Below are 21861 nucleotides of genomic sequence, written 5' to 3' on the forward strand. Positions count from 1 at the left end.
AAAGCTAGCTTCGCGCCGACGGCGCCGACAGTGCACGAAAGTGGACAAATTCCCGCCCAGATCGCTGCGACGCAGTGCCTGGCCGAGGGCTCCGTCAAGAAGTACGTGAGCCGCGCCTTGAAGTCGATGGACGACGCGGCCCGGGGGATGCGGCGGCCTGGTCGAGTTGCAGGATGGCCGAGTCGATCAGGCTCCGGAGGATCTCGTCGGTGCTGAACGAGCTCAGCCACAGGTGTGGGGTATCGGTGCGGTGCAGCATCGCCACACCGTGCACGGCGACCGAGAGGGCCGCGGCGATCCGATCGGATTCGGGCGTCGGGGGCGCCTGCGGGTCGTCGCCACGGCAGGCCAGCAGGCCCCGGGTGACGATCGCCAATGCCTGCCGGGCGGCCGGCGAGGTGTCGGTGATCTGGCTCATCAGCGCATAGCGCAGCGGGTGGCGCTCGGCGAAGGACACGTAGGTCTGGCAGCCGAGAAACAGCCGCTCGCGCGGGGGCTTGCTGTCGGTGCGGTGTTCCGCGATCTCCTCGGACACCTGCGTCCAACTCGCTTCGGCCACCGCATCGAGCACGCTGTCACGGTCTTCGAAGTGCGCGTAGACCGAGGGGGCCGCGATACCGGCCTCGCGGGCGATGCTGCGCAGCGATACCTCGGCCTCATTCTGGGCGGCATCGATGACGCGGATGGCCGCGGAAAGGATCTCGTCGCGAAGGAGGGCGCCCTGACCACGCATATTGCGTCGACGAGGGGCTGGAACCATGCCCTTATGCTAACACGTGTTAGGTTAACGCCCGGGTCGGTTTCCCGTGCGCCCACTATATGTGGACCGGCCTTGCTCCCGTCGCATCTTTGTGCCTCGGGCGTTTTCGGCGAGGTCCTTGTCTGATTGCCGCTCAAAACTATTGCTGCTCAGCGGATTACACGATTCCAATGTCTCGGCGAACGCCTGGGTTACCGGCCGATTGCCTCAACTTTACAGCTGTTTGCTTATGACTGTAAGGTCAGGGCCCATGTTGGGTGCGGTAACGCGGAATGCGTCTGGATACAGGCGATGAAGACAGTGATGAGCGCACTGGCGCGGATGTGGATTGTGCTGGTGATCGTCGTGGTGGTCGGCGCCGGCGCGTTCATCATCAACCGGTTTCACGGGGTGTTCGGCACGCAGCGACTGGCTGGCGGTGACGCCCGGGTCGAGAACATTGTCTCGACCGTGCCCAAGTACGTGACCTACGAGGTGTACGGACCGGCCGGCACCTCCGGGATGGTCAGTTACATCGACGAACACGCGCAAGCGCAGGAGGCTCAGTTCAGCGCCCTGCCCTGGACGCTGACCCTGACCACCACCGTGCCCAGCGTGTTCGCCAACGTCATCGCGCAGGGCGACAGCGGGGCGCTGGGCTGCCGCATCACCGTCAACGGCGAAGTCCGCGACGAGCGGTCCGCCGACGGACACACCGCCACCACAAGCTGTTTGGTGAAGGCGGCATGAGCGGCCACCGTAACGTCGAGGGCGCCCGGCCGCCCCTGTATCCCCGGCTGGTCCGCACCCTGTCGGTGCCGATCATCCTGTTCTGGCTGGCGGCCACCATCGCGGTGAGCGTGCTGGTGCCACCGTTGGAGATCGTCGGCAAGAACAACGCCGTCTCGCTGTCCCCGCAGGACGCACCGTCGGTGATCGCGATGAAGCACATCGGCGAGAAGTTCGGCGAGTTCAACTCGGACAGCGCCCTGATGGTGGTGCTGGAAGGCGACGAACCGCTCGGCGACGACGCTCGCCGCTTCTACGGCGAGCTGGTGGCCAACCTGGAACGCGACACCGAGCACGTCCAGCATGTGCAGGATTTCTGGGGTGATCGCATCACCTCGGCCGGTTCGCAGAGCGAGGACGGCAGGGCCGCCTACGTCCAGGTGAACCTGGCGGGCAACCAGGGCTCCACCCAGGGCGTCGAATCCGTCGACGCGGTCCGCGAGATCGTCGAGCACACCGAAGCGCCGCCGGGCATCCGGGCCTACGTCACCGGGCAGGCCGCCCTGGTCGCCGACACCAACGAGGCCGGCGACGCGAGCATGGTGAAGATGACCGCCGTGACGCTCGCCGTCATCGCGATCATGCTGCTGGTGGTCTACCGCTCGTTCGGTGCCACGCTGATCGCGCTGTCGGTGGTTCTCGCCGAGATGAGCATGGCGCGCGGGCTGATCGCGGTGCTCGGGTCCGTGCATGCCTTCGGCTTGTCGACATTCGTCGTCAGCATTCTCACCGCGCTGGCCATCGCGGCGGGCACCGACTACTGGATCTTCCTGGTCGGCCGCTACCACGAGGCCAGAAACGCCGGCGAAGAGCGTGAAACCGCGTACTACACCACGATTTCCGGCGTCACCCACGTCATCGTCGGATCCGGGCTGACCATCTCGGGCGCGATGCTGTGCCTGCACTTCACCCGGTTGAATTACTTCAACACGCTGGCCATCCCGTGTGCGCTGGGCATGCTGGTGATCCTGGTGATGGCACTGACCTTCGCCCCAGCGGTGCTGGCGGTATGTGTCCGGTTCGGCTGGTTGGACCCCAAGCGGGCGACCAAGACCCGCGGCTGGCGCCGGCTGGGCACGGCTATCGTGCGCTGGCCGTTGCCGATCCTGGTTGCCGCCACGTCCATCGCGCTCATCGGGGTGCTGGCCCTGCCGGGCTATCGGACCAACTACGACAACCGTCACTACGTTCCGGCCGATGTGCCGTCCAATATCGGGCACGCCGCGGCCGAGAAGCATTTCTCTTCGGCCAGAATGAATCCCGACATGCTCATGGTCGAGGTGGACCACGACATGCGCAACGCGCGCGACATGCTGGTGCTGGACCGCATCGCCAAGAACATCTTCCGGGTGCCGGGCATCGCGCGGGTGCAGAGCATCACCCGTCCGCTCGGACCGCCGATGGAACACGGCTCGGTTCCGTTCCAGGTCAGCGCCCAGGGCGTGGCCATGCGGGAGAACCTGCAGTTCATCAGGGCCCGCCTGGACGACACGTTGAAGATGACCGACCACCTCAGCTCGATGATCGCGATCATGGAGCACCTGCACGATCTGAGCGTGCAACTGTCCGACGCGACCCACAGCGCGGTCGGTGCCACGCACGACATGGAAGCCACCATGGCCGAACTGCGGGATCAGGTCGCCGATTTCGACGACTTCTTCCGGCCGGTGCGCAACTACTTCTACTGGGAACCGCACTGCTTCAACATCCCGGTGTGTCACGCCCTGCGGTCGGTGTTCGATGCGACGGACGGTTTCGACAAGCTGGCCGACAACACCAGGGCCCTGGCCACCGAGATGGACAAGGTCGACGGGCTGACCCCACAGATCGCCGCGCAGATCCCGCCGATGATCGGGATCTCCACCCAGGTGCGGGATTTGATGCTGACGCTGCACAGCACGTTCAGCGGGATGCTCATCCAGATGGAGCAGATGACCGACACCGCGTCGGCCATGGGCCAGACGTTCGACGACGCCAAGAACGACGACATGTTCTATCTGCCGCCCGAGGCGTTCACCAGCCCGGACTTCCTGCGCGGTATGGAGCTGATGCTCTCACCGGACGGGAAGGCGGCGCGGATCCTCATCACCCACGACGTGGATCCGGCCACGCTGGAAGGTATTTCGCATGTGGACGCCGAGCTGCTGGCAGCCAAGGAAGCCGTCAAGGGCACGCCGTTGGCCAACGCGAAGTTCTACCTCGGCGGTACCGCGGCCACCTACAAGGACATCCAGGAAGGCGCGCATTACGATCTGTTCATCGCGGCGCTCGCGGCGATCATCCTGATCTTCGTGGTGATGTTGTTGATCACCCGGGCCCTGGTGGCGTCGATGGTCATCGTGGGAACCGTGGTGCTCTCGCTCGCCGCCTCGTTCGGCATGTCGGTGCTGATCTGGCAGCACATCCTGGGCATCGAACTGCAGTGGCTGGTGATCGCGATGTCGGTGATCATCCTGCTGGCGGTCGGCTCGGACTACAACCTGCTGGTGGTCTCCCGGATGAAGGAGGAACTCGGCGGCGGCATCAAGACCGGGCTGATCCGGGCCATGGGCGCCACCGGTGGGGTGGTCACCGCGGCCGGCATGGTGTTCGCCTTCACCATGATCTCGATGATCGCCAGCGACCTGCGTTCGGTCGGTCAGATCGGCACGACCATCGGCCTGGGGCTGCTGTTCGACACCTTCATCGTCCGCTCACTGATCACACCGTCGATCGCGGCGCTGCTCGGGCGTTGGTTCTGGTGGCCGCTCAAGGTTCGAAGCCGCCCGGCGCGTCCCACCCCGGCTGCACCGCAACCGGTTCCCGCTCTCGCCGCCGCCGGCCCTTCGAACGACGAGCCGACTGTGGAGATCCCGAAAGGAACCCCATGACCGAGATCCTCACCCGCACCAGCCCATTCGCTGCGCTCACCGCGCTGCGCGAGCTCGGGCCGGACCGCTTCGGTGCGACCGTTGATCCGATGTGGACCATCGGGCCCAAGGTGCACGGCGGCTGCATGATGGCGATCTGCGCGGCCGCCGCGCGCCGGTCCGTCCTCGCCGCCGGCGGCAGCGCCGAGCTGCAGCCGGTCGCGGTGAGTGCCAACTACCTGGCCGCACCGGATCCGGGTGAGGCGCAGGTGAGCACGACCCTGCGCAAGCTGGGCCGACAGGTGTGCGCGGTGGATGTGCAGCTGTCGCAGGGGGATCGGGTCGCGGTGACGGCGGCGGTCACCCTCGGCATGCTCGACGACGGCGACCCGCGGCATCAGGAACCGCTGGAGCTGACCCAGATGCCGGCCGAACCGTCGGCCGATGCCGTGCACGTGACACCGGACCATCCGATGGGACAGATCGTGCACGTCGCGCAGGGTTGCGATCTGCGGGTCGACCCCTCGGCCGCACTGTTCCTGACCGGCCGGCAGGGTGACCCGATCAACCGGATGTGGTTGCGGCCCTTCGCCGCCGACGAGGCCGACACCGACACGGCGCTGCTGTTCGCGCTGATGGCCGGCGACATCAGTGCGCCGGTGACGATGAACCGGGGAATGTTCGGCTGGGCGCCGACGGTCCAGCTCACGACCTATCTGCGCCGGCGACCGTCGCCGGGTTGGCTGCGGGTGATGGCGAATTCGACGGTCATGGGCACGACCTGGTTCGAAGAGGACCACCTGATCCTCGACGCGACCGGGGCGGTCGTTGTGCAGAGCCGTCAGCTGGCGATGATCCCGAAGGACGCCTGAACGCAGCGGAGTCGCGTGATTGCTGCCAACGGCCGGTCAATTTCTGCCAGCGGAATTAACCGCCTTGAGCAGCGTGTTGTGGAAGTCAGACCGGGTAGGAATCCCCGAACCGGTGGACAAGACGTCCGAACCGCGACTCACACGCCACGGCTCGAACGCCCAGAGTGAAGGGCTTCGACATGAAGAAGTTTGGTTTTGCGAGCATGATCGCCACAGGTTTCGCCGCCGCCATCGTCGGCCTGGCCGCCCCGGCGCAAGCTGACATCACCCATCACCAGTGGGTGCACGACATCCAGCAGCAGGCGAGCACCGGCGTCGTCACATCGACATTCGGCAACGGCCGCTGACCCACGACGCAAGCCAAGCGAGGGGCGCCCGTACCGGGCGCCCCTCGCTTTGTCTCGAGCGATCCACTGTGCGTCAGGCCGACATCCGGCTCAGGCGATCATGCCCGCCGACGTACACGATCCCCGACGGGTACGGTGCGGACGCGGCGTGGGCGATCGTCGTCGCCAACTCCCGGTCCGACATCATCTCGCCGGACACCACGGTGAAATCAATTCCCCGCCGGTCGAACTCGGAACGCATCGCGTACAGCGCGGTCTCACCGGCCCGCTTGCTCGCGGCGATCGGTCCGTAGCCCTTCGGCACGGCCTTGTTCGGGAAGAAGTGCGCCTGATGGCTGGTGACGAACACGATCTGACCGCCCACCGGCATCAGCGGCAAGGCCAGCTTGGCCAGCCGGCGCTGTGCATCGCGGTTCAGCCGCATCGCGTAGCCGGGATCGGTTCCCAGCTCCAGGCCGGTCGAAGCGTTGAGCACCAGGACGTCCAGGCGGCCGAACTCGCGGCCCACCCGTTCGATCATCGCGGCGGCGGCCGCTTCGTCGGAAATGTCGGCTCCGAGCGTGGAGGCGCGTCCGCCCGCGCGGCGGATGGCGTCGACGACCGTGTTGGCGCGTTTGGCCTTCTCGCGGTAGTTGACGACGACGTGGGTCTCCGGACTGGCGAGCTGCTGGGCGACGTCGGCGCCGATACCCCGCGACGCGCCGGTAATAAGTGCGATCCGGGTGGCTGCTGCAGGCTGCATGTCGGGTTCCTTCCGTCCTGCCGAGGCGGCCGGCCCTATGTGTGGCCTGCGGTAACACGGTGATGTGCCCGTGCTCACAACCGCCCTGAGCACCCACCGTACACCAACTCTAAGAAAAATAAGACCCTTCTAAGGTCACGGTAAGGGCAATGTCGTGTCGCAAGTGGGTTGCTGCGGACCGCGGCTTAACCTGGCTACATGACTGGCCAGCGGGTGCCCGGCGGAGTGGTGCACAAGTTGCCGGCGGACCTGCGCGAAGCCTTGATCGGCAATGCCACGGCACTGGGTGCCTGGTGCGACATCACGCCGCTCGCGCGCAACGAGTTCATCTGCTGGGTCGAGGACGCCAAGCAGCAGGTGACGCGCGAGCGGCGGATACGCCGCACGCGGGAGGAGTTGGAGGAAGGTCAGCGGCGGCCGTGCTGCTGGCCCGGGTGCAAGCACCGCGAGCGCACCGGCAAGTAGCCGCTCTGCCTCTTACCGGATCGACAGGCCGGTGATGGCCCGGGAGATCACCAGTCGCTGAATCTCGCTGGTGCCCTCGAAGATCGTGAAGATCTTGGCGTCGCGGTGCATCCGCTCGACCGGGTAGTCGCGGGTGTAGCCGTTGCCGCCGAGGATCTGGATGGCCTCATCGGTCACGTACACCGCGGTCTCGCTGGCCACGAGCTTGGCCATCGAGCCCTCGGCGTTGTCGAACGCCTTGTTGTTGCGCGCCATCCAGCCGGCTCGCCACACCAGCAACCGGGCGGCGTCGATACGGCTCTTCATGTCGGCGAGCTTGAATGCGACGGCCTGGAACTCGCCGATCTTGCGGCCGAATTGCTCACGCTGGCAGGCATAGTCGAGGGCGTACTCGTAGGCTGCGCGGGCTACGCCGACCGCCATCGCCCCGACGGTGGGCCGGGTGCGCTCGAAGGTCTTCATGGCAGCCTGGCCGCCGGCCGATGCGCCGGACTTCACGCGCGCGATGCGGTCCTCGAACTTCTCCCGCCCGCCCAGGATCAGATCCTCGGACAGCCGGACGTTGTCCAGCACCACCTCGGCGGTGTGCGAGGCGCGGATGCCGTGCTTCTTGAACTTCTGGCCCTGGGTGAAGCCGTGGGTGTCCGGCGGGATGATGAACGTGGCCTGTCCACGTGAGCCGAGTTCGGGGTAGACCGAGGCGACCACGATGTGGACGTTGGCGATCCCGCCGTTGGTGGCCCAGGTCTTGGTGCCGTTGAGCACCCACTCGCGGGTCGCCTCGTCGAAGCGGGCGCGGGTGCGGATGGCGCCGACGTCGGAGCCGGCGTCGGGCTCCGAGGAGCAGAACGCGCCGAGCTTGGGTTCGTCGGCCGTGCCGAACATCTCCGGCAGCCAGAGGCCCAGCTGTTCGGGAGTTCCGTTGCCCGCCAGCGCCGCTGCGGCCAGACCGGTGCCCAGGATCGACAGCGCGATGCCGGCGTCACCCCAGAACAGTTCCTCGAACACGGTCAGCATGCCCAGCCCGGTAGGTTCGGCGGCCTGCTGGGCGAACAACTCGGGGGAGTACAGCCCCACCTTCGCGGCCTCCTGGATGACCGGCCACGGGGTTTCCTCCCGCTCATCCCATTCCGCGGCCGCGGGACGCACCACCTCGGCGGCGAACTGGTGGACCCAGTCGCGGACCTCGATCACGTCGTCGCTCAGTTGCAGGGAGAACGTCACGGTTTCCTCCTGAAATAGGTTGGGAATCAGTTGGTTTGAGTGCGGTGTTGTTTGATCACGCTGACGGTCTGGATGACCCAGGCCTCGAAGAAGCGTTCGTGGTCGACGTTGCCCGGCAAGCGCCCGGTCAGCGCCTGCAGGGTCGCGGCGTAGGACAGCCCGGCGATGGCGACCGCCGCGGTGGCCTCGGGATCGGGGATCTGGGTGCGGCCCGAGCGATTGGATGCGGCCAGCTCATCGGCGAACCGCTGATAGGCGTTGTCGGTGATGACCTGCCACGTCTTCTCGTCGAGCTCGCCGAGCTCATCGGGTTCGCGCAGCATGACCCGCAGCAGTTCCTCACTCTGGGTGAGGTTGGTCCAGATCAATTGACCGGCACTGCGAACCGCCTCCTCGACGGATTTCGGATTGCCGGCGTCGTACTGCTCACGGGCGCTCACGATGGCGTCGATGCGGTGCGAGACCGCGGCCTCGAGCAGTTCCCGCTTTGAGCCGAAGTGTTTGTAGAGCGCACCCGACCCCGGTGCCAGGCCGGCCGCCTGCTGGATGTGGGCCACCGACGTCGCGGCATACCCCTTGGCGGCGAACAGCTTGAGTGCCGTGGCCAAGAGCCGGTCCCGTCCGGATGACATGGTGAGAGAGTACTCACTCACCTGATTGGCGCCAAACGGGCCCCACGCGTCCGGCGGATCGATAGGTTGACCTGGACTGTGTCGGTCTGACGGGGAGGCAAGACGATGGCAGAGCTGAGTCGAAACGACAAGATCTTGTGCGGCGTCTACGCCGTGATCGCCGTGGTGGCGCTGGTCGGGACCTGGTGGAACAACATCGGCTACATCACCACTGAAAGCACGAGCCTGATCGACTTCTTCAAGAGCGGCTACACCAACTACGCGACGTCCTCACTCACCAATGATCTGCTGCTGTTCGGGCTGGCGGCATTCGTATTCATGGTTGTCGAGGCCCGGCGGATCGGCATCCCGAAGGTGTGGATCTACATCGTGCTCAGTGCGGTCATTGCCGTGAGTGTGGCGTTCCCGCTGTTCATGATCAGGCGGCAATTGGTGCTGGCTGAGCAGCGGGTGTCGGGAGGCAACGCAAATTAGCGAAACGCCATTCGTTGTTTAACTGCCCGCTAATCAGCGAGCCCGAGCATCCGGCGGGTCATCTGGTTCAGCTGGACCCGGAGGGTCTCGCCGTCGATGTCGGCGAGCAGCGGATGCATGACGGCGACGCTGATCGCACTTGAGAGCATCGCCGCGTGAAGCCGGGCCTCGACGCCGGCTTCGGTGCCCAGGAGTGCGGCATAGAGGCGTTCGACGAACCGCTGAAACGGCTCGTACTCGGCCTGCAGGCGAATGATGACGGGGTCGAACATCGGAATGCTGAAGGCACCGCGGCGGTCGATGGCCTGCTCGATCATCCGGTCCAGCAGCTCCTCACGGGCCTGCCGGGGAGACCCCTGCGCCTCGACCGCCACGAGTGCCTCTTCGAGTCGGCTCATCTCCCGTTCGGTGATCGCGATGACGATCTCTTCCTTGGTCTTGAACTGCCGATACACGGCGGCCTTCGTGACACCCATTTCGTCGGCGATCATCTGCAGCGACGTCCCGCTGACCCCGTGATTGGCAATGAGTTTCAGTGCCGCGTCCATTACCCGCGTTTGAGCGGCGGTACGCGTGATCGCACCGAAGGTGCGGGCCTCCTGTGTGGACGTCACAGCGTCAACGGTAACCGACGATTGACCGTTGAGTAGCCGATCGGCTACCGTCCAAGTTGCCGATCGGCAACTAGCGTTACGCATGAAGAGAGTCCGACGATGAGACGACCTGACGGTGAGTTGATCCTCCTGGGGACGTTGCCCGTAGTGGCAATCATCTGGATCTCCGCGTTCTTCCTGTTCCCCGGGTTCGTACACCCGATGTCCCCCAACATGTCTGCCGAGCAGGTCGCGAGTTTCTATCAGGACGAAACCGCGCGGATCCGGTACAGCATGATCCTGTTCAACTGGTTCGGCGTCGGCCTCATCCCCATCGTGATCCTGCTGGCGATGCAGGTCCGGCGGATGGCCCACCGCACGCCGATCTTGTCCTACAGCCTGATCGCGGCGGCCGGAGGTCCACCGGCGCTGTTCCTCATCGCCAACATGTTCTGGCTGCTCGGCTCATTCCGGCCGGACCGCGCCCCGGAGTTGACCCAGGTGCTCAACGATCTCGCCTGGCTGACCTTCACGCTGCTGGTGCCGTATCTCATCGCGCAGTGCCTGCTGCTGGCGTTGGCGATCTACTGGGATCAGCAGGAGCGGCCGGTGTTCAAACCGTGGGTGGCGTACTTCAACCTTGCCGTCGCCGCGGCGCTGATCCCCGCCACGTTCACCGCGTTGTCGTTCGACGGACCTTTTGCGTGGGACGGGATGTTGTCCTTCTGGCTCAAGAACATCGCCATCGCCGTCTGGATCCTGGTGATGGGAGTCGTTCTCGCCCAGGCGATCAAGCAGCAGCGGGCGCAGGACAAGGTGCCCGCATGAGCGGTTCGCGATTGAGCAGATTCATGTGGAACCTGCGCTATCACCCCAAGCGTGAACTGTGGTTCGCGTGGTATGTGATGGTGTTCTTCTACCAGCTCTACGGTGTGCTGTTCTTCTTCGTCACCCGCGTGCAGCCTCCGCCGAGCCCGGCCTGGGACACCCCGACGGTCGTGCACTGGGTGACCGACCACCGGTTCGGTGTTCTCGCCGGCTTCGGTGTCGTCTTCCTCATCACCGGCATGTGTGCGCCGATGAACGCCCTTCTCGCCTACTCGATGCGACGGATGTCGGTCAGCCCCGTCTTCGCGTACTCGTATCTGATCATGTACTCGCTGAGCGCCATTCCGGGCATGCTCGTCATGGCCATCGCAATGACCACCGCGGCGCTGCGGCCCGACCGCGACCCCGAGATCATCCACTGGCTCTATGAATTCGCCTTCCTGTCGTTCAGCGGGACCATGGGTGTGTTCCTGATCGGCTCGCTGGTGTGGATGGCCGCGATCCTGCTCGACAAGAACCGCGTGTTCCCGAAGTGGTTCGGCTATCTCAATCTCTGCAACGCCCTGACCGAAGTGGTCGTTGCCCCGGCCTGGATTTTCCAGCGCGGCGCGTTCGCCTGGAACGGAGCGATCGCCTGGTGGGTCAACATGGTCGTGTTCGTCACGTACACCGGTGTTTTCATCGTGCTGCTGCGCAGGATGATCGAACGTGAGGACTTCGGCACCGGTCCGCTCCCGGACCTTCCGGGCAAACAGACCGGCGAGCCGCAGGTGGCAGCGGAGGCCGTGCGATGACCGAACAAGTCGACGGTGCCCGCACACGGTCGGTGCCCGGGCAGCCCGACATTTGGATGTTCGTGCTGTTCGAATCGCTGCTGTTCACCGCGTACTTCTCGGTGTACCTGGTGTCACGCACCCAGAATCCCGAGCTCTTCCTGCAGTCGCAATCCCATCTGGACCTGCGGATCGGAGTGGTCAATACCATTGCGCTGCTGCTGAGTTCGTGGTCCATCGCCCGGTGCGTCCAGGCCTCCCGCGAGGGCAACTACCGATCCGCGTTGACGAACGTGTTTCTGACGATCACGTTCGGCGTCGTCTTCCTGGCAGGCAAGATCGTCGAGTGGGTCACCCAGATTCGCATGGGGAATACGTTCACCAGCGATGAGTTCTTTCAGCATTACTTCTTCCTGACGTCGATCCACTGCATCCACGTCCTGATCGGCTTCGTGGTGCTCGGTGTCGTCGTCTACCAGTTGTGGAGCCCGCAGCGGCGATCCCAGCAGCTCGTCGAAACCGGCGCCACCTACTGGCACACCGTCGATTTCCTCTGGGTCCTGATTTTCGCGTTGATCTACGTCGTGAGGTGAGTGGTGCGCACCAAGAGCAACACAAGACTGCTGATCGTCTGGGCGATCCTGACGGCGATGACACTCGTCTACGTGTGGCTCGACGAAGCCGTCGACCAGGACGGGACGCTGCGGGCCAGCACCATCGTCACCGTCAGCGCGATCGCCATCGCACTGATCAAGGTGCGCATCATCTTCCGGGAATTCATGGAGGTGCGGCACGCTCCGGCGTTGCTCTGCCGCGTCACCGACGGATGGGTTGTCCTCATCGGAATCTTCCTGCTGGGCAGCTACTTCGTCGGGTCAGCGGTCGCCGGCTAGGTGCCGTACAGATGGAGCGCCCGGGCGGTTTCGGTGGCGACGTCGCCACTCAGCTTCGTGATCGGCGGACCACCGCGTTGATGGATGACGTTCGCCAGGACGGCGACGTAGGTGTCTGATCCGGGATCCATCCAGAGCGTCACGCCGGTGAATCCGGTGTGGCCGAAGCTGCCGACGGGAAAGATCAGCCCGCGCGGTCGGGAGTGGGCGGTATCGATATCCCAGCCGAAGCCGCGGAGGTCCTGCCCGTCGATTGCCGGATAGTGCGGCGCCAGCAGGGGATCGGTTGTGTTGGGGGCGTTTTCGATGGCTTGCCGAGTGGCGGTGTTGGCCGCTTCGACTTGTTCGGCGGTGTGTCCGGGCTGCTGCGGAGTCGTCATCAACTCCACGGTCGATTGCTTCAGCGGAAAGGTGCTCGGGCGGCCGGCGAGACGATCGAGCAGGGCCTGCGCGAACCGGCCGATGTCGTTCACCGTCGAGAACACCCCGGCGCTGCCGGCCACCCCACCCATGCGGCGTGCCGTCGGGTCGTGCACGGTCCCGCGCAACGGGTGGCCGTAGTCGGGGTTGATGCCCGGGGTGTCCTCGTCAAGCGCTGTCGGTGCGATGCGGGGCAGGAGGTCGGTACTCCACGTACCCTCCGGGCAGTCGCTCACTTTGGGTGCGCTTGGATCGAAGGCGACGGCGGTGCCCCGGACCTGGTGCGGGCCACAGGCTTTGGTGGCCGGAAGGTAGTGCGTTTCTGACAACCCAAGCGGTGCAAAGACATTGTCCTGCACATACGTATCCAAGGGCTGGCCGGTGATCCGCTCGATGATCGTGCCCACCAGAATGAAGTTGATGTCGGAGTAGTGAAAGAGCGCGCCGGGTTCGTACACGACCCATGCGCCGAGCGCACGGTGAATGCCTTCGGTCTTGTCGGCCTTGTCGAGCCCCCACGGACCGTCCAGGCTCAGATCGCCGGCGATGCCCGACGTGTGGGTGAGCAGCATGCGAACGGTCACCTGCGCGCGGCGTGGGTCGTTGGTGGGGTTGAAGTCCGGCAGGTAGGTCTGTACCTGGTCGTCGAACTTGACCTTGCCCTGTTCGTAGAGCTGCATGAAGGCCGTCGTCGTCGCGATGCTCTTCGACAACGAGGCGAGGTCGAAGATCGTGTCCTCGGTCATCGGCTCGGCGGGGGCAGGTACTCCGTCCAGTCCCGGTTCGCCGTCAAGCTTGCGCGAGCCGTACGCCTGGCGGAAGACGACGTTGCCGCCGTGCCCGACCTGCACCACGGCTCCGGGCAGGCGATGGGCCGTGATGTTGTCGTTGACGAGTTTCGAGACCGGGGTGAAGTCACCTGTAGGAACGACGGCGGCCAAGGTGGGCGTTGGCGCGGTGGTCGTTGGTGCGGTCGTGGTCGACGTGGAACTGGCTGGCGGTGGGGGTGTCGGACGTCCGCACGAAGTCGTTGCGGCGATCGTGAACATGATGGTGCCGACGGCGAAGAGCTGGGTAAGACGCGATCGCGACACCGTCACCAGATCGACGGTAGTCGTGCCCCGCGAGCGTTGTCGGTGGACGGGAGCACAGTGGCTCCTATCGACCACGGAAGGGGCGGCCATGTGCTGGCAGTGCGACAATCCCAACGGCACTACCGATGACTACTTGGACATCCTGCGGGACATCATCAAGGACCACGGGTGGGCAGTCCAGTTTGTTGAGAACGACAAACGCCCGTATGCCTACACCGTAGGCCTGCACGACATGGGCTTGCCGGAGCTATTGATCACGGGCATGCCCGCGCAGGCTTCTGCGCGCGTGCTGAACTCACTTGCCCATCAGATCACCGAGGACGGCACGTTCCTGCAACCGGCGATGCACATCGATTATCAGGACGAGTTTCTCTTCGAGGTGGTTGAGGTTGAGCATCCGGATGTCCATCTCAAATTCGCCGTCGAGCTCTGCAGTCCGCGTATTCGTGCGTTCCAACTCGTGTGGACGGACGATCGTGGTCGTTGGCCATGGGACCGTGGATGGAGTCACGGTCGATGTCGGCAACCGGTACTAGGCGTTCGTAAGCTGTTGCCGGAATAGGGTGCGATCTGTCCACACGGCAGCGAGGTGCACCGAGCATGACAGTGTGCCGAAGTGAACAAGGTCGACATGAACTTCGAGGTGTTGTACCTAGGATTGCGGTCAATATCGAGCAGTAATCCTAGGTGTAGTGGTCGCGCGCAATGAGTTTCGCCATTCCGCACGGCAAACGTGGAATCCTGCTATGTCAACGATTGACAGCCGGTGTCCGCGGCTCCAGATGCTTCGCCCACCCTGACGCGCACACTGCCGTGCAGACAATCGCCAACAGTCCCACCGCGCTCAGCATCACCGGATAGCTGAACCAGTGCGCCAGCGCAGCCAGCACCGCGGGCAGCAGGAACCCGAGATAGGCCAGGGAGTAGTAGACCCCGGAGATCCCGGCGAGCTCATCAGGCGGCGCAATGCGTTGGATCTCAAGGAGACCTGACACGATCGCGATTCCGTACGCGCTGCCGAGCAGCATCGCGACCAGCGGGGCGACGAGCGCCGAGCGTGTGACGGCAGTGGCCACGGCGGCGAAGATACCCAACGCCATCAATGCCATCGACACCACCACGGCACGGGAGCTGGACACGTCGTCGAGTCGGCGCGCGACCGGCTGGATCGCCACACCGCAGCCCAGCGTCAGCACGGTCAACCCCACGGTATAGAGCAGGGCCCATGATCCGAGTTGGTCGGCGACGAGTGCCGGCACCACCGCATACGCGATGGCTGCCGAACCAAAGATCCACGGCGCCATGGGAACAACGACATGAAGGAACCGGCGGTGTCCGGCGGCGGGCACCTTCAATCCGTCCAGGAAGGGCCGCGAGGCCATGCGCTCACGGGTCTCGACGGTGCGATTCCACACCGCCCACAGCACCGGCACGCACAGGGCCACATGGACCAGGTACGTCAACACCAGCGGCAGCGGAGCGTAGACGGTGAGCAGCCCGGCGAACAATGGCCCGACCCCGAAGCCCAATGACAGGCAGATCGAGGCACGTCGCGCACCGGCCCCGGCCGGGGCGTCGTCGAACGGCGGCCTGGACAGCTCAGCGATCCAGGCTGATCCGACCGCCATCGCGATACCGACCGCCGCTCCGCTGAACAGCCGGCCGACGAACAGGGCTGGGAAGCCCCAGTAGTCGCCGATGGCCAGCACGAGGCTGCCGAGCGCCGCACTGATGACACCGGCGGCCATCACGTTGCGTCGACCGTGGCGGTCCGACAACGTCGAGGCGATCAGCAGGCCCGGGATCAGGCCGAGTACGTAGGCGCCCAACAGGATGTCCACGTCCACCCGGGTGTAGCCGGAGTGCTGGGCATACGCGATCAGCAGCGGGGTGAATTGGTTTCCGCCCCAACCGATGCAGAAGATCGCGATGGCCACGGCGAGCCAGGGCTGAAGGCGATGCCGGATCTGATCCGGTGCCTCACGGGAGTCGAAAGCGACAGCGGTCATGCCAGCGCCACCCGGTAGGTAGCCTCCAGATGCGCCAGCAATGCGCCCTCGAAACCGGCCACATCGCGCCGCCCGATGGCGTCGGCCAAGTCCGCGTGCTCGCCGATCAACTCGGTCAACCGGGCCGAGTCCGAACGGGCCGCGTCGGCCATCATGCGACGCTGCCGGTCGCTGAGCGACCCGTAGAAGCGGCCGGCGATCGTGTTCCCGGCGACCTCCACGATCCGCCGGTGAAACGCGTCGTCGGCGGCCGCGAACTGATCGGCGTCGCCGATCGCCGCGCCGTGGCGCTGCCGCTCCACCAACTCGGTCAGCTCACCGAACAAGGTGTCGATGGACTCCGGTGACCGGCACAACCGACGCACCGCCGCGGTCTCGAGCGCCAGGCGCATCTCCAGCAGATCGGTGGCCTCCTGCGCGGACACCGGTACGACGACGGCGCCGCGCCGCGGCACGAGATCCAGGAAGTCCTCGGCGGCCAGGCGCAGAAACGCCTCGTGCACGGGTGTGCGGCTGACGCCGAGCTGCGTCGCCACCTCTACCTCGCTGAGCAGCTGCCCGCCTCGAAACTCACCGGAGAGGATCTGGTCCTTGGTCATCCGGTAGACGCGTTGGCTGTTGCTCGACTTCTCGTCCGGGTCCACGAAAGACCAGGGTACCCCTTGCATGCAAGCTTGCATGCAAGGGGTCTATCCAGGGGAAACGCCTAGAAGGGGCTGCTGTTGGCCTGGTACTTGGACGATTCCGGACGCGGTCCGAACCGGCGGATGTACTCCTCGTGCTTCCGCTGGTCCTTCTTGTACTGGATCTCGTCGACCAGGTTGGGGTCGAGGCCATGCTGCGCCAGCCGGTGCCGGCGCCAGATCTTGTTGAGCGCGAGCGCCATCAAGATGGCCCAGATGTAGATCGGCACGGTCATCTCGATGTGCACGTACAGCGAGGCGGGCAGGAGCCACAGTGGCGCCAGTACGAACAGCGGCGGGATCGCCATCCGGATCAGATGCCGGCGCACCGCGCCATGGTCGGCCAGGTCATGGGCCACCCATTCGCGCATGGAATCGGGCAGTCGCTTGCCGTAGCAGTAGGCGATGTACTGAAAGAAGTTGGGACGGTCCTTGGCCATGGGGGCTCCTGGTGTCAATCGGTGAGTGAATTGGCCGCCAGTGCAGCCACGTTGATGCGGGTCAACACCCGATGCAGCTCTTCGAGTTCGGCGATGTCGACGCCCAGGCGCTCCACCACCGCGGGTGGGATGGCCAGTGCCCGCTCACGCAGGGCGATCCCGGCCTCGGTCAGCTCGACGTCGGTCGCGCGCTCATCGCCGGCCCGGCGGCTGCGGGTCAACAGGCCCAGGGCTTCCAGTCGCTTGAGCATGGGCGAGAGCGTCGCCGAATCGAGTTGCAGCGCGGCGGCGATCTCCTTGACCGAGAGCGGGGGTGTGCCTCCCGAGACGGACCGTTGGTGATCCCACAGCGCCAGCATCACGAGGTACTGCGGGTGGGTCAGACCCAGCGGCTCGAGCAGCGGGCGATACACGGCGAGCACGGCGCGGTTGCTGACGGCCAGCGCGAAACAGACCTGCCGTTCGAGGGCCAACGGATCGGAGCTGAGCTCCGGCGCTTCGGATACTACGGACACAAACTGAAAGTACCCTAATAGTTAGGGCACTAACAATGTCTGGGTGATCACACGCTCACGTTCAGTGCGCGCGTTTGGCCAATCGCTCGGCGTTGTCGATCAGGATGCTCCGGCCCTGCACGCGGATCCAGCCGCGTTGCGCGAAGTCCGACAGCGCCTTGTTGACCGTCTCCCGCGAGGACCCCACGAGCTGGGCGATCTCTTCCTGAGTCAGCTCGTGGTCGACGCGCAGCGCGGTGCCGTCGCGGCTGCCGAACCGTTGCGCCAGGTAGAGCAGCTGCTTGGCCACCCGGCCCGGCACATCGGTGAAGATCAGGTCGGACAGATTGTCGTTGGTGCGGCGCAGCCGGCGGGCCAGCACGCGCAGGAGTTGTTCGGCGATCTCAGGCCGATCGGCAATCCAGCTCCGCAACACACTGCGGCTCATCACGACCGTTTTCACCTCGGTCAGCGCGGTCACCGTCGAGGTTCGCGGACCCGGATCGAAGATGGCGAGCTCGCCGAACATGTCCGACGGGCCCATCAGCGTGATCAGGCTGTCGCGCCCGTCCACCGACTTGCGACCGATCTTCACCTTGCCGGCGGTGATGATGTACAGCGTGTCGCCGGGCTCGCCCTCGGCGAAAACCACCTCGCCGCGGCGGAAGGTCACCGGCTCCAGATGCTGGACCAGCGCAGCCACAGCATCGGGTGACACACCCTGGAAGATGCCGGCGCGCGCCAGCACTTCGTTCATGTTTACCCCTCGATAAGTGCCGAAATCGGCTGCTCGCAACGTTTACGCAGGTCACGCTGAAAATGCGACCGCGATTCCACCTTACAAGGAATGTGCGCTACGTCATGTGGGGCCTGTGCGGACTCCGGGTACCGGGATCGGCGTGGGTTCGGCCATCCCGTTGATTCGATCGACATCAGATGGCCGAGCAGCAGATCCGCTGGGCTTCGCTGACAGAGTCGGCCAGGGTCTGGCGCGTGTTGATCACGTGGGCGTCGGGCCATTCGGCGCCGCCGGCGGCCAGCCCGTCCGCGATCTGTGGTGTGGCATCTGAGTTGGTGACCTGCCGTTGCACGATGCGTTCCTTGGCTTCGTCGATGGGCACCGTGCAGGCCAATTCCACTGTGGGGCAGTGCTGTTCGGCCGCTACCTGCCGCGCGCGTCGGCGGAGATCCGGATCGCGCCAGGTGCCGTCGAGGATCACCGATCTGCCCCCGGCCAGAGCCTGCTGGGCCCGCTGAAGTACGGCGTCGTAGACGGCGGCGACGTTGTCGCTGCTGTAGAGGCCCTCGTTCAAGATGCCCGCAGCGCCGCCGAGCAGGCCATCCGCCTGCAATTGGCGGCGCACATCGTCGGTGGAGATGACCTGCGCGGACAGCTGTTGAGCGAGCGCGTGCGCGAGTGTCGTCTTTCCGGTGCCCGGACCGCCGCCGACGAGGATCAGTCGCACCGCCCCCTTACGGAGGTGATCGAGAGCAATGTCGAGATGATGCCGCGCGTCGGTGGCGGCGCTCTCGTTGCCCTGATCGATTCTGATGCAGTCGACCTTGGCGCGGACCCCGGCGCGGTAGGCGATGTAGAAGTCCACCAGCGCGGTCGGTGCGGTGTCCCCGGAGATCCGTCGGTACTCAGCGATGAAGAAGTCGGCCAGGTCGTTGCGACCCAGGAATTCCAGGTCCATCGCCAGGAATGCCACGTCGTCCGTGCAATCGACGTGGCGCAGCCCGTCATCGAACTCAAGACAGTCAAGGATCGCCGGACCGTCCGGCATGCAGAATATGTCGCCGGTCAGCAGGTCGCCGTGGCCGTCGATGATTCGGCGATCGCTGATCCGGTCGGCGAACAACGCGTCGCGGCCGTCGATGAACTGCTCAACCAGCCGGCTGACCTCGGCCAGCGATTCCGCGGGCAGTGTGGTTCCTTCGTATCGGCGCAGTTCGGCGAGGTTGTCCCGCCAACGGCGGGTAATCGCGGGAATCTTGGCAGCGGTATCGATGTCTTCTGACCGATCAGCCTTGGCATGGAAGCGCGCTATGGCTTGGGCGATCGCCGACAGATGCTGTAGCGCGGGCTCGCCACCGACAACGATCGACGTCAGCCGGCGCGCGTCGGGGTATCTCCGCATCACGATCACCGGCTCAGGTGGGCCGCCCTGTGGGTCGGTGAAGTGGGCAACCCCGAGGTAACTGTCCGGCGCCAATCGCTGGTTCAGAAAAACCTCACGGAGGCACACCTCATCGCGGCGCTCGACCGAGCGGAAATCGAGAAAGTCCGTGACGACGGGCTTTTTGACTTTGTAAGCCCTGTCGCCGACCAAGGCGACGATCCCGGTGTGTGTCTCGTGAATCTCCGCTGCGACGCTGCCGGCCGCGGACTCAGCGGTCTGCGACGAAGTCGGCAAAGCTGATGTGTCCATAACCCATGTTCACTCAACGCGGGCATGTCTCGGTAGTGCCGTTCGACCCTATCCGGCGTCCGGGAACCGTGGCACGGCGCACGCTGTCCAATGCATGCCATGTGAGTCACATTGCAGCACAGCTGATCTTGGGAGATTCCAAACAACTCGGCGGGTCTGAGGTTGAGGACTAATGGCCCTTCTCCTGACTGCGCGAACACGCCAGTGTTCTCGGAGCGAACATGCTCACGCAGGGGGATAGAAATGGAGAGCTGTGGTGACTGCCGAAGCGCCGCCAATCGGAGAACTCGAGGCACGTCGTCCTTTTCCGGAACGGATGGGCCCCAAGGGCAACCTGATCTACAAGCTCATCACGACGACCGATCACAAGCTGATCGGCATCATGTACTGCGTCACCTGCTTCACGTTCTTCGGCATCGGCGGCCTGATGGCGCTGTTCATGCGTACCGAACTGGCCGAACCCGGCTTGCAGTTCCTGTCCAACGAACAGTTCAACCAGCTGTTCACCATGCACGGCACGGTGATGCTGCTGTTCTATGCCACCCCGATCGTGTTCGGGTTCGCCAACCTGGTGCTGCCGCTGCAGATCGGCGCGCCCGATGTGGCGTTCCCCCGCCTCAACGCGCTGTCGTTCTGGCTGTTCCTGTTCGGCGCCCTGATCGCCCTGGGCGGCTTCATCACCCCGGGCGGCGCCGCCGACTTCGGCTGGACCGCCTACACCCCGCTGACCGACGCTATCCACTCGCCCGGAGCCGGCGCTGACCTGTGGATCCTGGGGCTGGCCGTCGGTGGTCTGGGCACCATCCTCGGTGGCGTCAACATGATCACCACCGTCGTGTGCATGCGTGCACCGGGCATGACGATGTTCCGGATGCCGATCTTCACCTGGAACATCCTGGTGACCTCGATGCTGGTGGTCATGGTGTTCCCGCTGCTGACCGCCGCGCTGTTGGGCCTGGCGGCCGACCGCCACCTCGGCGCGCACATCTACGACCCGTCCAACGGCGGTGTGCTGCTGTTCCAGCACCTGTTCTGGTTCTTCGGCCACCCCGAGGTCTATGTTCTCGCGCTGCCGTTCTTCGGTGTGGTTTCGGAGATCATTCCCGTTTTCAGCCGCAAGCCGATCTTCGGTTACACCACGCTGGTCTACGCGACCATCAGCATCGCGGCGCTGTCGGTCGCGGTGTGGGCACACCACATGTACGCGACGGGTGCCGTACTTCTTCCGTTCTTCTCCTTCATGACGTTCCTGATCGCGGTGCCGACCGGTATCAAGTTCTTCAACTGGATCGGAACGATGTGGAAGGGTCAGTTGACGTTCGAGACGCCGATGCTGTTCTCGGTCGGCTTCCTGGTCACCTTCCTGCTGGGTGGGTTGTCGGGCGTGCTGCTGGCCAGCCCGCCGATCGACTTCCATGTCACCGACTCGTATTTCGTCGTCGCGCACTTCCACTACACGCTGTTCGGCACCATCGTGTTCGCCACCTACGCGGGCGTCTACTTCTGGTTCCCGAAGATGACCGGACGTCTGCTCGATGAACGCCTGGGCAAGCTGCACTTCTGGCTGACCTTCATCGGCTTCCACACCACGTTCCTGGTGCAGCACTGGGCCGGTGACGAGGGCATGCCGCGTCGCTACGCCGACTACCTGCCCAGCGACGGCTTCACCACGCTCAACGTGATCTCCACGATCGGATCGTTCATCCTCGGTGTCTCGCTCCTGCCGTTCGTGTGGAACGTGTTCAAGAGCTGGCGTTACGGCGAGCCGGTGACGGTAGATGACCCCTGGGGTTACGGCAACTCGCTGGAGTGGGCGACCTCCTGCCCGCCGCCGCGACACAACTTCACCGAGCTGCCCCGGATCCGTTCGGAGCGACCGGCGTTCGAGCTGCACTACCCGCACATGGTCGAGCGGATGCGCGCCGAGGCACATGTCGGCCGCAGCCATGCCAGAGAACTGGAGGACAGCACGCGATGACGAGAGTCCTCGGATGAGTTCACCGAAAAGCCGCGTGCCCCGCCTCCTCCCATCCCCCTGAGGCGGGGCACGCCCCAGACCGTCGGACACC

Annotated in this window: 24 protein-coding genes; 12 read left to right on the forward strand and 12 right to left on the reverse strand. The window is 65.0% G+C overall.

Annotation, left to right across the window (positions count from 1 at the left end; translation table 11 throughout):
* Positions 1–94: 94 nt before the first annotated feature.
* Positions 95–760 (reverse strand): TetR/AcrR family transcriptional regulator, encoded by a 666-nt coding sequence (locus EYZ64_RS03000; RefSeq protein WP_286174585.1) that lies wholly within the window; start codon positions 758–760, stop codon positions 95–97.
* Between the two features lie 303 nt (positions 761–1063).
* Here EYZ64_RS03000 and EYZ64_RS03005 point away from each other — a divergent pair, with 303 nt between their 5' ends.
* The 4 genes from EYZ64_RS03005 to EYZ64_RS03020 all read left to right on the forward strand — a co-directional run bounded on the left by EYZ64_RS03005 (position 1064) and on the right by EYZ64_RS03020 (position 5596).
* Positions 1064–1489 carry an MmpS family transport accessory protein gene (locus EYZ64_RS03005; RefSeq protein WP_286174586.1) on the forward strand — a complete coding sequence of 142 codons (426 nt, stop codon included), beginning with the start codon at positions 1064–1066 and terminating at the stop codon, positions 1487–1489.
* Positions 1486–4398: an MMPL/RND family transporter gene (locus tag EYZ64_RS03010; protein ID WP_135451797.1), complete on the forward strand. Its 2913-nt coding sequence runs from the start codon at positions 1486–1488 to the stop codon at positions 4396–4398. Before EYZ64_RS03005 ends, EYZ64_RS03010 begins: the two co-directional genes overlap by 4 nt.
* A complete protein-coding gene (locus tag EYZ64_RS03015) occupies positions 4395–5249 on the forward strand; it encodes a thioesterase family protein (protein WP_135451798.1) in 855 nt (284 codons plus the stop codon). The genes EYZ64_RS03010 and EYZ64_RS03015 overlap by 4 nt, the downstream gene beginning before the upstream one ends.
* A gap of 164 nt (positions 5250–5413) precedes the next feature.
* Positions 5414–5596 carry a hypothetical protein gene (locus EYZ64_RS03020; protein WP_135451799.1) on the forward strand — a complete coding sequence of 61 codons (183 nt, stop codon included), beginning with the start codon at positions 5414–5416 and terminating at the stop codon, positions 5594–5596.
* 73 nt (positions 5597–5669) lie between these two features.
* Here EYZ64_RS03020 and EYZ64_RS03025 read toward each other — a convergent pair whose 3' ends face one another.
* Positions 5670–6338 (reverse strand): SDR family oxidoreductase, encoded by a 669-nt coding sequence (locus tag EYZ64_RS03025; protein WP_135451800.1) that lies wholly within the window; start codon positions 6336–6338, stop codon positions 5670–5672.
* A gap of 198 nt (positions 6339–6536) precedes the next feature.
* Between EYZ64_RS03025 and EYZ64_RS03030 the strand changes: the two genes are divergently transcribed.
* The gene (locus EYZ64_RS03030) at positions 6537–6803 is read left to right on the forward strand and encodes a YdeI/OmpD-associated family protein (RefSeq protein WP_135451801.1); all 267 of its coding nucleotides are present in this window, start codon (positions 6537–6539) and stop codon (positions 6801–6803) included.
* Between the two features lie 12 nt (positions 6804–6815).
* Here EYZ64_RS03030 and EYZ64_RS03035 read toward each other — a convergent pair whose 3' ends face one another.
* Together EYZ64_RS03035 and EYZ64_RS03040 are read right to left on the reverse strand one after the other, a co-directional pair.
* A complete protein-coding gene (locus EYZ64_RS03035) occupies positions 6816–8027 on the reverse strand; it encodes an acyl-CoA dehydrogenase family protein (RefSeq protein ID WP_135451802.1) in 1212 nt (403 codons plus the stop codon).
* A 26-nt stretch (positions 8028–8053) separates the two neighbouring features.
* A complete protein-coding gene (locus EYZ64_RS03040; RefSeq protein ID WP_135451803.1) occupies positions 8054–8659 on the reverse strand; it encodes a TetR/AcrR family transcriptional regulator in 606 nt (201 codons plus the stop codon).
* Positions 8660–8764: 105 nt separating this feature from the next.
* On the opposite strand from EYZ64_RS03040, the gene EYZ64_RS03045 reads away from it, so the two are divergent.
* Positions 8765–9133 carry a DUF2834 domain-containing protein gene (locus tag EYZ64_RS03045; RefSeq protein WP_210115454.1) on the forward strand — a complete coding sequence of 123 codons (369 nt, stop codon included), beginning with the start codon at positions 8765–8767 and terminating at the stop codon, positions 9131–9133.
* Positions 9134–9162: 29 nt separating this feature from the next.
* On the opposite strand, the gene EYZ64_RS03050 is transcribed toward EYZ64_RS03045, so the two are convergent.
* Positions 9163–9681, reverse strand: a complete 519-nt coding sequence (locus tag EYZ64_RS03050; protein ID WP_286175250.1) for a TetR/AcrR family transcriptional regulator — start codon at positions 9679–9681, stop codon at positions 9163–9165.
* A 165-nt stretch (positions 9682–9846) separates the two neighbouring features.
* On the opposite strand from EYZ64_RS03050, the gene EYZ64_RS03055 reads away from it, so the two are divergent.
* Genes EYZ64_RS03055 through EYZ64_RS03070 form a run of 4 tightly spaced genes read left to right on the forward strand, consistent with a single transcriptional unit; the run spans position 9847 to position 12220 of the window.
* Positions 9847–10554 (forward strand): hypothetical protein, encoded by a 708-nt coding sequence (locus EYZ64_RS03055; RefSeq protein ID WP_135451805.1) that lies wholly within the window; start codon positions 9847–9849, stop codon positions 10552–10554.
* Positions 10551–11348 (forward strand): hypothetical protein, encoded by a 798-nt coding sequence (locus tag EYZ64_RS03060; RefSeq protein ID WP_135451806.1) that lies wholly within the window; start codon positions 10551–10553, stop codon positions 11346–11348. The genes EYZ64_RS03055 and EYZ64_RS03060 overlap by 4 nt, the downstream gene beginning before the upstream one ends.
* On the forward strand, positions 11345–11920 hold the full coding sequence (locus tag EYZ64_RS03065) for a cytochrome c oxidase subunit 3 (RefSeq protein WP_135451807.1): 576 nt from the start codon (positions 11345–11347) through the stop codon (positions 11918–11920). Before EYZ64_RS03060 ends, EYZ64_RS03065 begins: the two co-directional genes overlap by 4 nt.
* A gap of 3 nt (positions 11921–11923) precedes the next feature.
* Positions 11924–12220 (forward strand): cytochrome C oxidase subunit IV family protein, encoded by a 297-nt coding sequence (locus EYZ64_RS03070; RefSeq protein WP_210115455.1) that lies wholly within the window; start codon positions 11924–11926, stop codon positions 12218–12220.
* Here the strand turns inward: EYZ64_RS03070 and EYZ64_RS03075 are convergent.
* Entirely contained in the window at positions 12217–13743 is a 1527-nt protein-coding gene (locus tag EYZ64_RS03075) for a serine hydrolase domain-containing protein (RefSeq protein ID WP_502703003.1), read from the reverse strand. The two genes, EYZ64_RS03070 and EYZ64_RS03075, sit on opposite strands and share 4 nt — an antisense overlap.
* Here EYZ64_RS03075 and EYZ64_RS03080 point away from each other — a divergent pair.
* Positions 13625–14296, forward strand: a complete 672-nt coding sequence (locus EYZ64_RS03080) for a DUF4262 domain-containing protein (RefSeq protein ID WP_463740669.1) — start codon at positions 13625–13627, stop codon at positions 14294–14296. The two genes, EYZ64_RS03075 and EYZ64_RS03080, sit on opposite strands and share 119 nt — an antisense overlap.
* A 187-nt stretch (positions 14297–14483) precedes the next feature.
* Here the strand turns inward: EYZ64_RS03080 and EYZ64_RS03085 are convergent, their stop codons facing one another.
* The 6 genes from EYZ64_RS03085 to EYZ64_RS03110 all read right to left on the reverse strand — a co-directional run bounded on the left by EYZ64_RS03085 (position 14484) and on the right by EYZ64_RS03110 (position 19792).
* Positions 14484–15743 (reverse strand): MFS transporter, encoded by a 1260-nt coding sequence (locus EYZ64_RS03085; RefSeq protein WP_135451810.1) that lies wholly within the window; start codon positions 15741–15743, stop codon positions 14484–14486.
* On the reverse strand, positions 15740–16387 hold the full coding sequence (locus EYZ64_RS03090) for a GntR family transcriptional regulator (RefSeq protein ID WP_286174588.1): 648 nt from the start codon (positions 16385–16387) through the stop codon (positions 15740–15742). Before EYZ64_RS03090 ends, EYZ64_RS03085 begins: the two co-directional genes overlap by 4 nt.
* A 62-nt stretch (positions 16388–16449) precedes the next feature.
* Entirely contained in the window at positions 16450–16866 is a 417-nt protein-coding gene (locus EYZ64_RS03095) for a DUF5313 domain-containing protein (protein WP_135451812.1), read from the reverse strand.
* A gap of 14 nt (positions 16867–16880) precedes the next feature.
* The gene (locus EYZ64_RS03100; RefSeq protein ID WP_135451813.1) at positions 16881–17381 is read right to left on the reverse strand and encodes a MarR family winged helix-turn-helix transcriptional regulator; all 501 of its coding nucleotides are present in this window, start codon (positions 17379–17381) and stop codon (positions 16881–16883) included.
* A gap of 61 nt (positions 17382–17442) precedes the next feature.
* Positions 17443–18117: a cAMP-activated global transcriptional regulator CRP gene (gene crp, locus EYZ64_RS03105; protein ID WP_135451814.1), complete on the reverse strand. Its 675-nt coding sequence runs from the start codon at positions 18115–18117 to the stop codon at positions 17443–17445.
* 175 nt (positions 18118–18292) lie between these two features.
* A complete protein-coding gene (locus tag EYZ64_RS03110) occupies positions 18293–19792 on the reverse strand; it encodes a bifunctional aminoglycoside phosphotransferase/ATP-binding protein (RefSeq protein WP_135451815.1) in 1500 nt (499 codons plus the stop codon).
* Positions 19793–20048: 256 nt separating this feature from the next.
* Here EYZ64_RS03110 and ctaD point away from each other — a divergent pair, with 256 nt between their 5' ends.
* Positions 20049–21770: an aa3-type cytochrome oxidase subunit I gene (ctaD, locus tag EYZ64_RS03115; RefSeq protein ID WP_135451816.1), complete on the forward strand. Its 1722-nt coding sequence runs from the start codon at positions 20049–20051 to the stop codon at positions 21768–21770.
* Positions 21771–21861 lie beyond the last annotated feature (91 nt).

Source organism: Mycobacterium sp. DL99 (genome assembly GCF_004762045.1).
In the GTDB taxonomy this organism is placed as follows: Bacteria; Actinomycetota; Actinomycetes; order Mycobacteriales; family Mycobacteriaceae; genus Mycobacterium.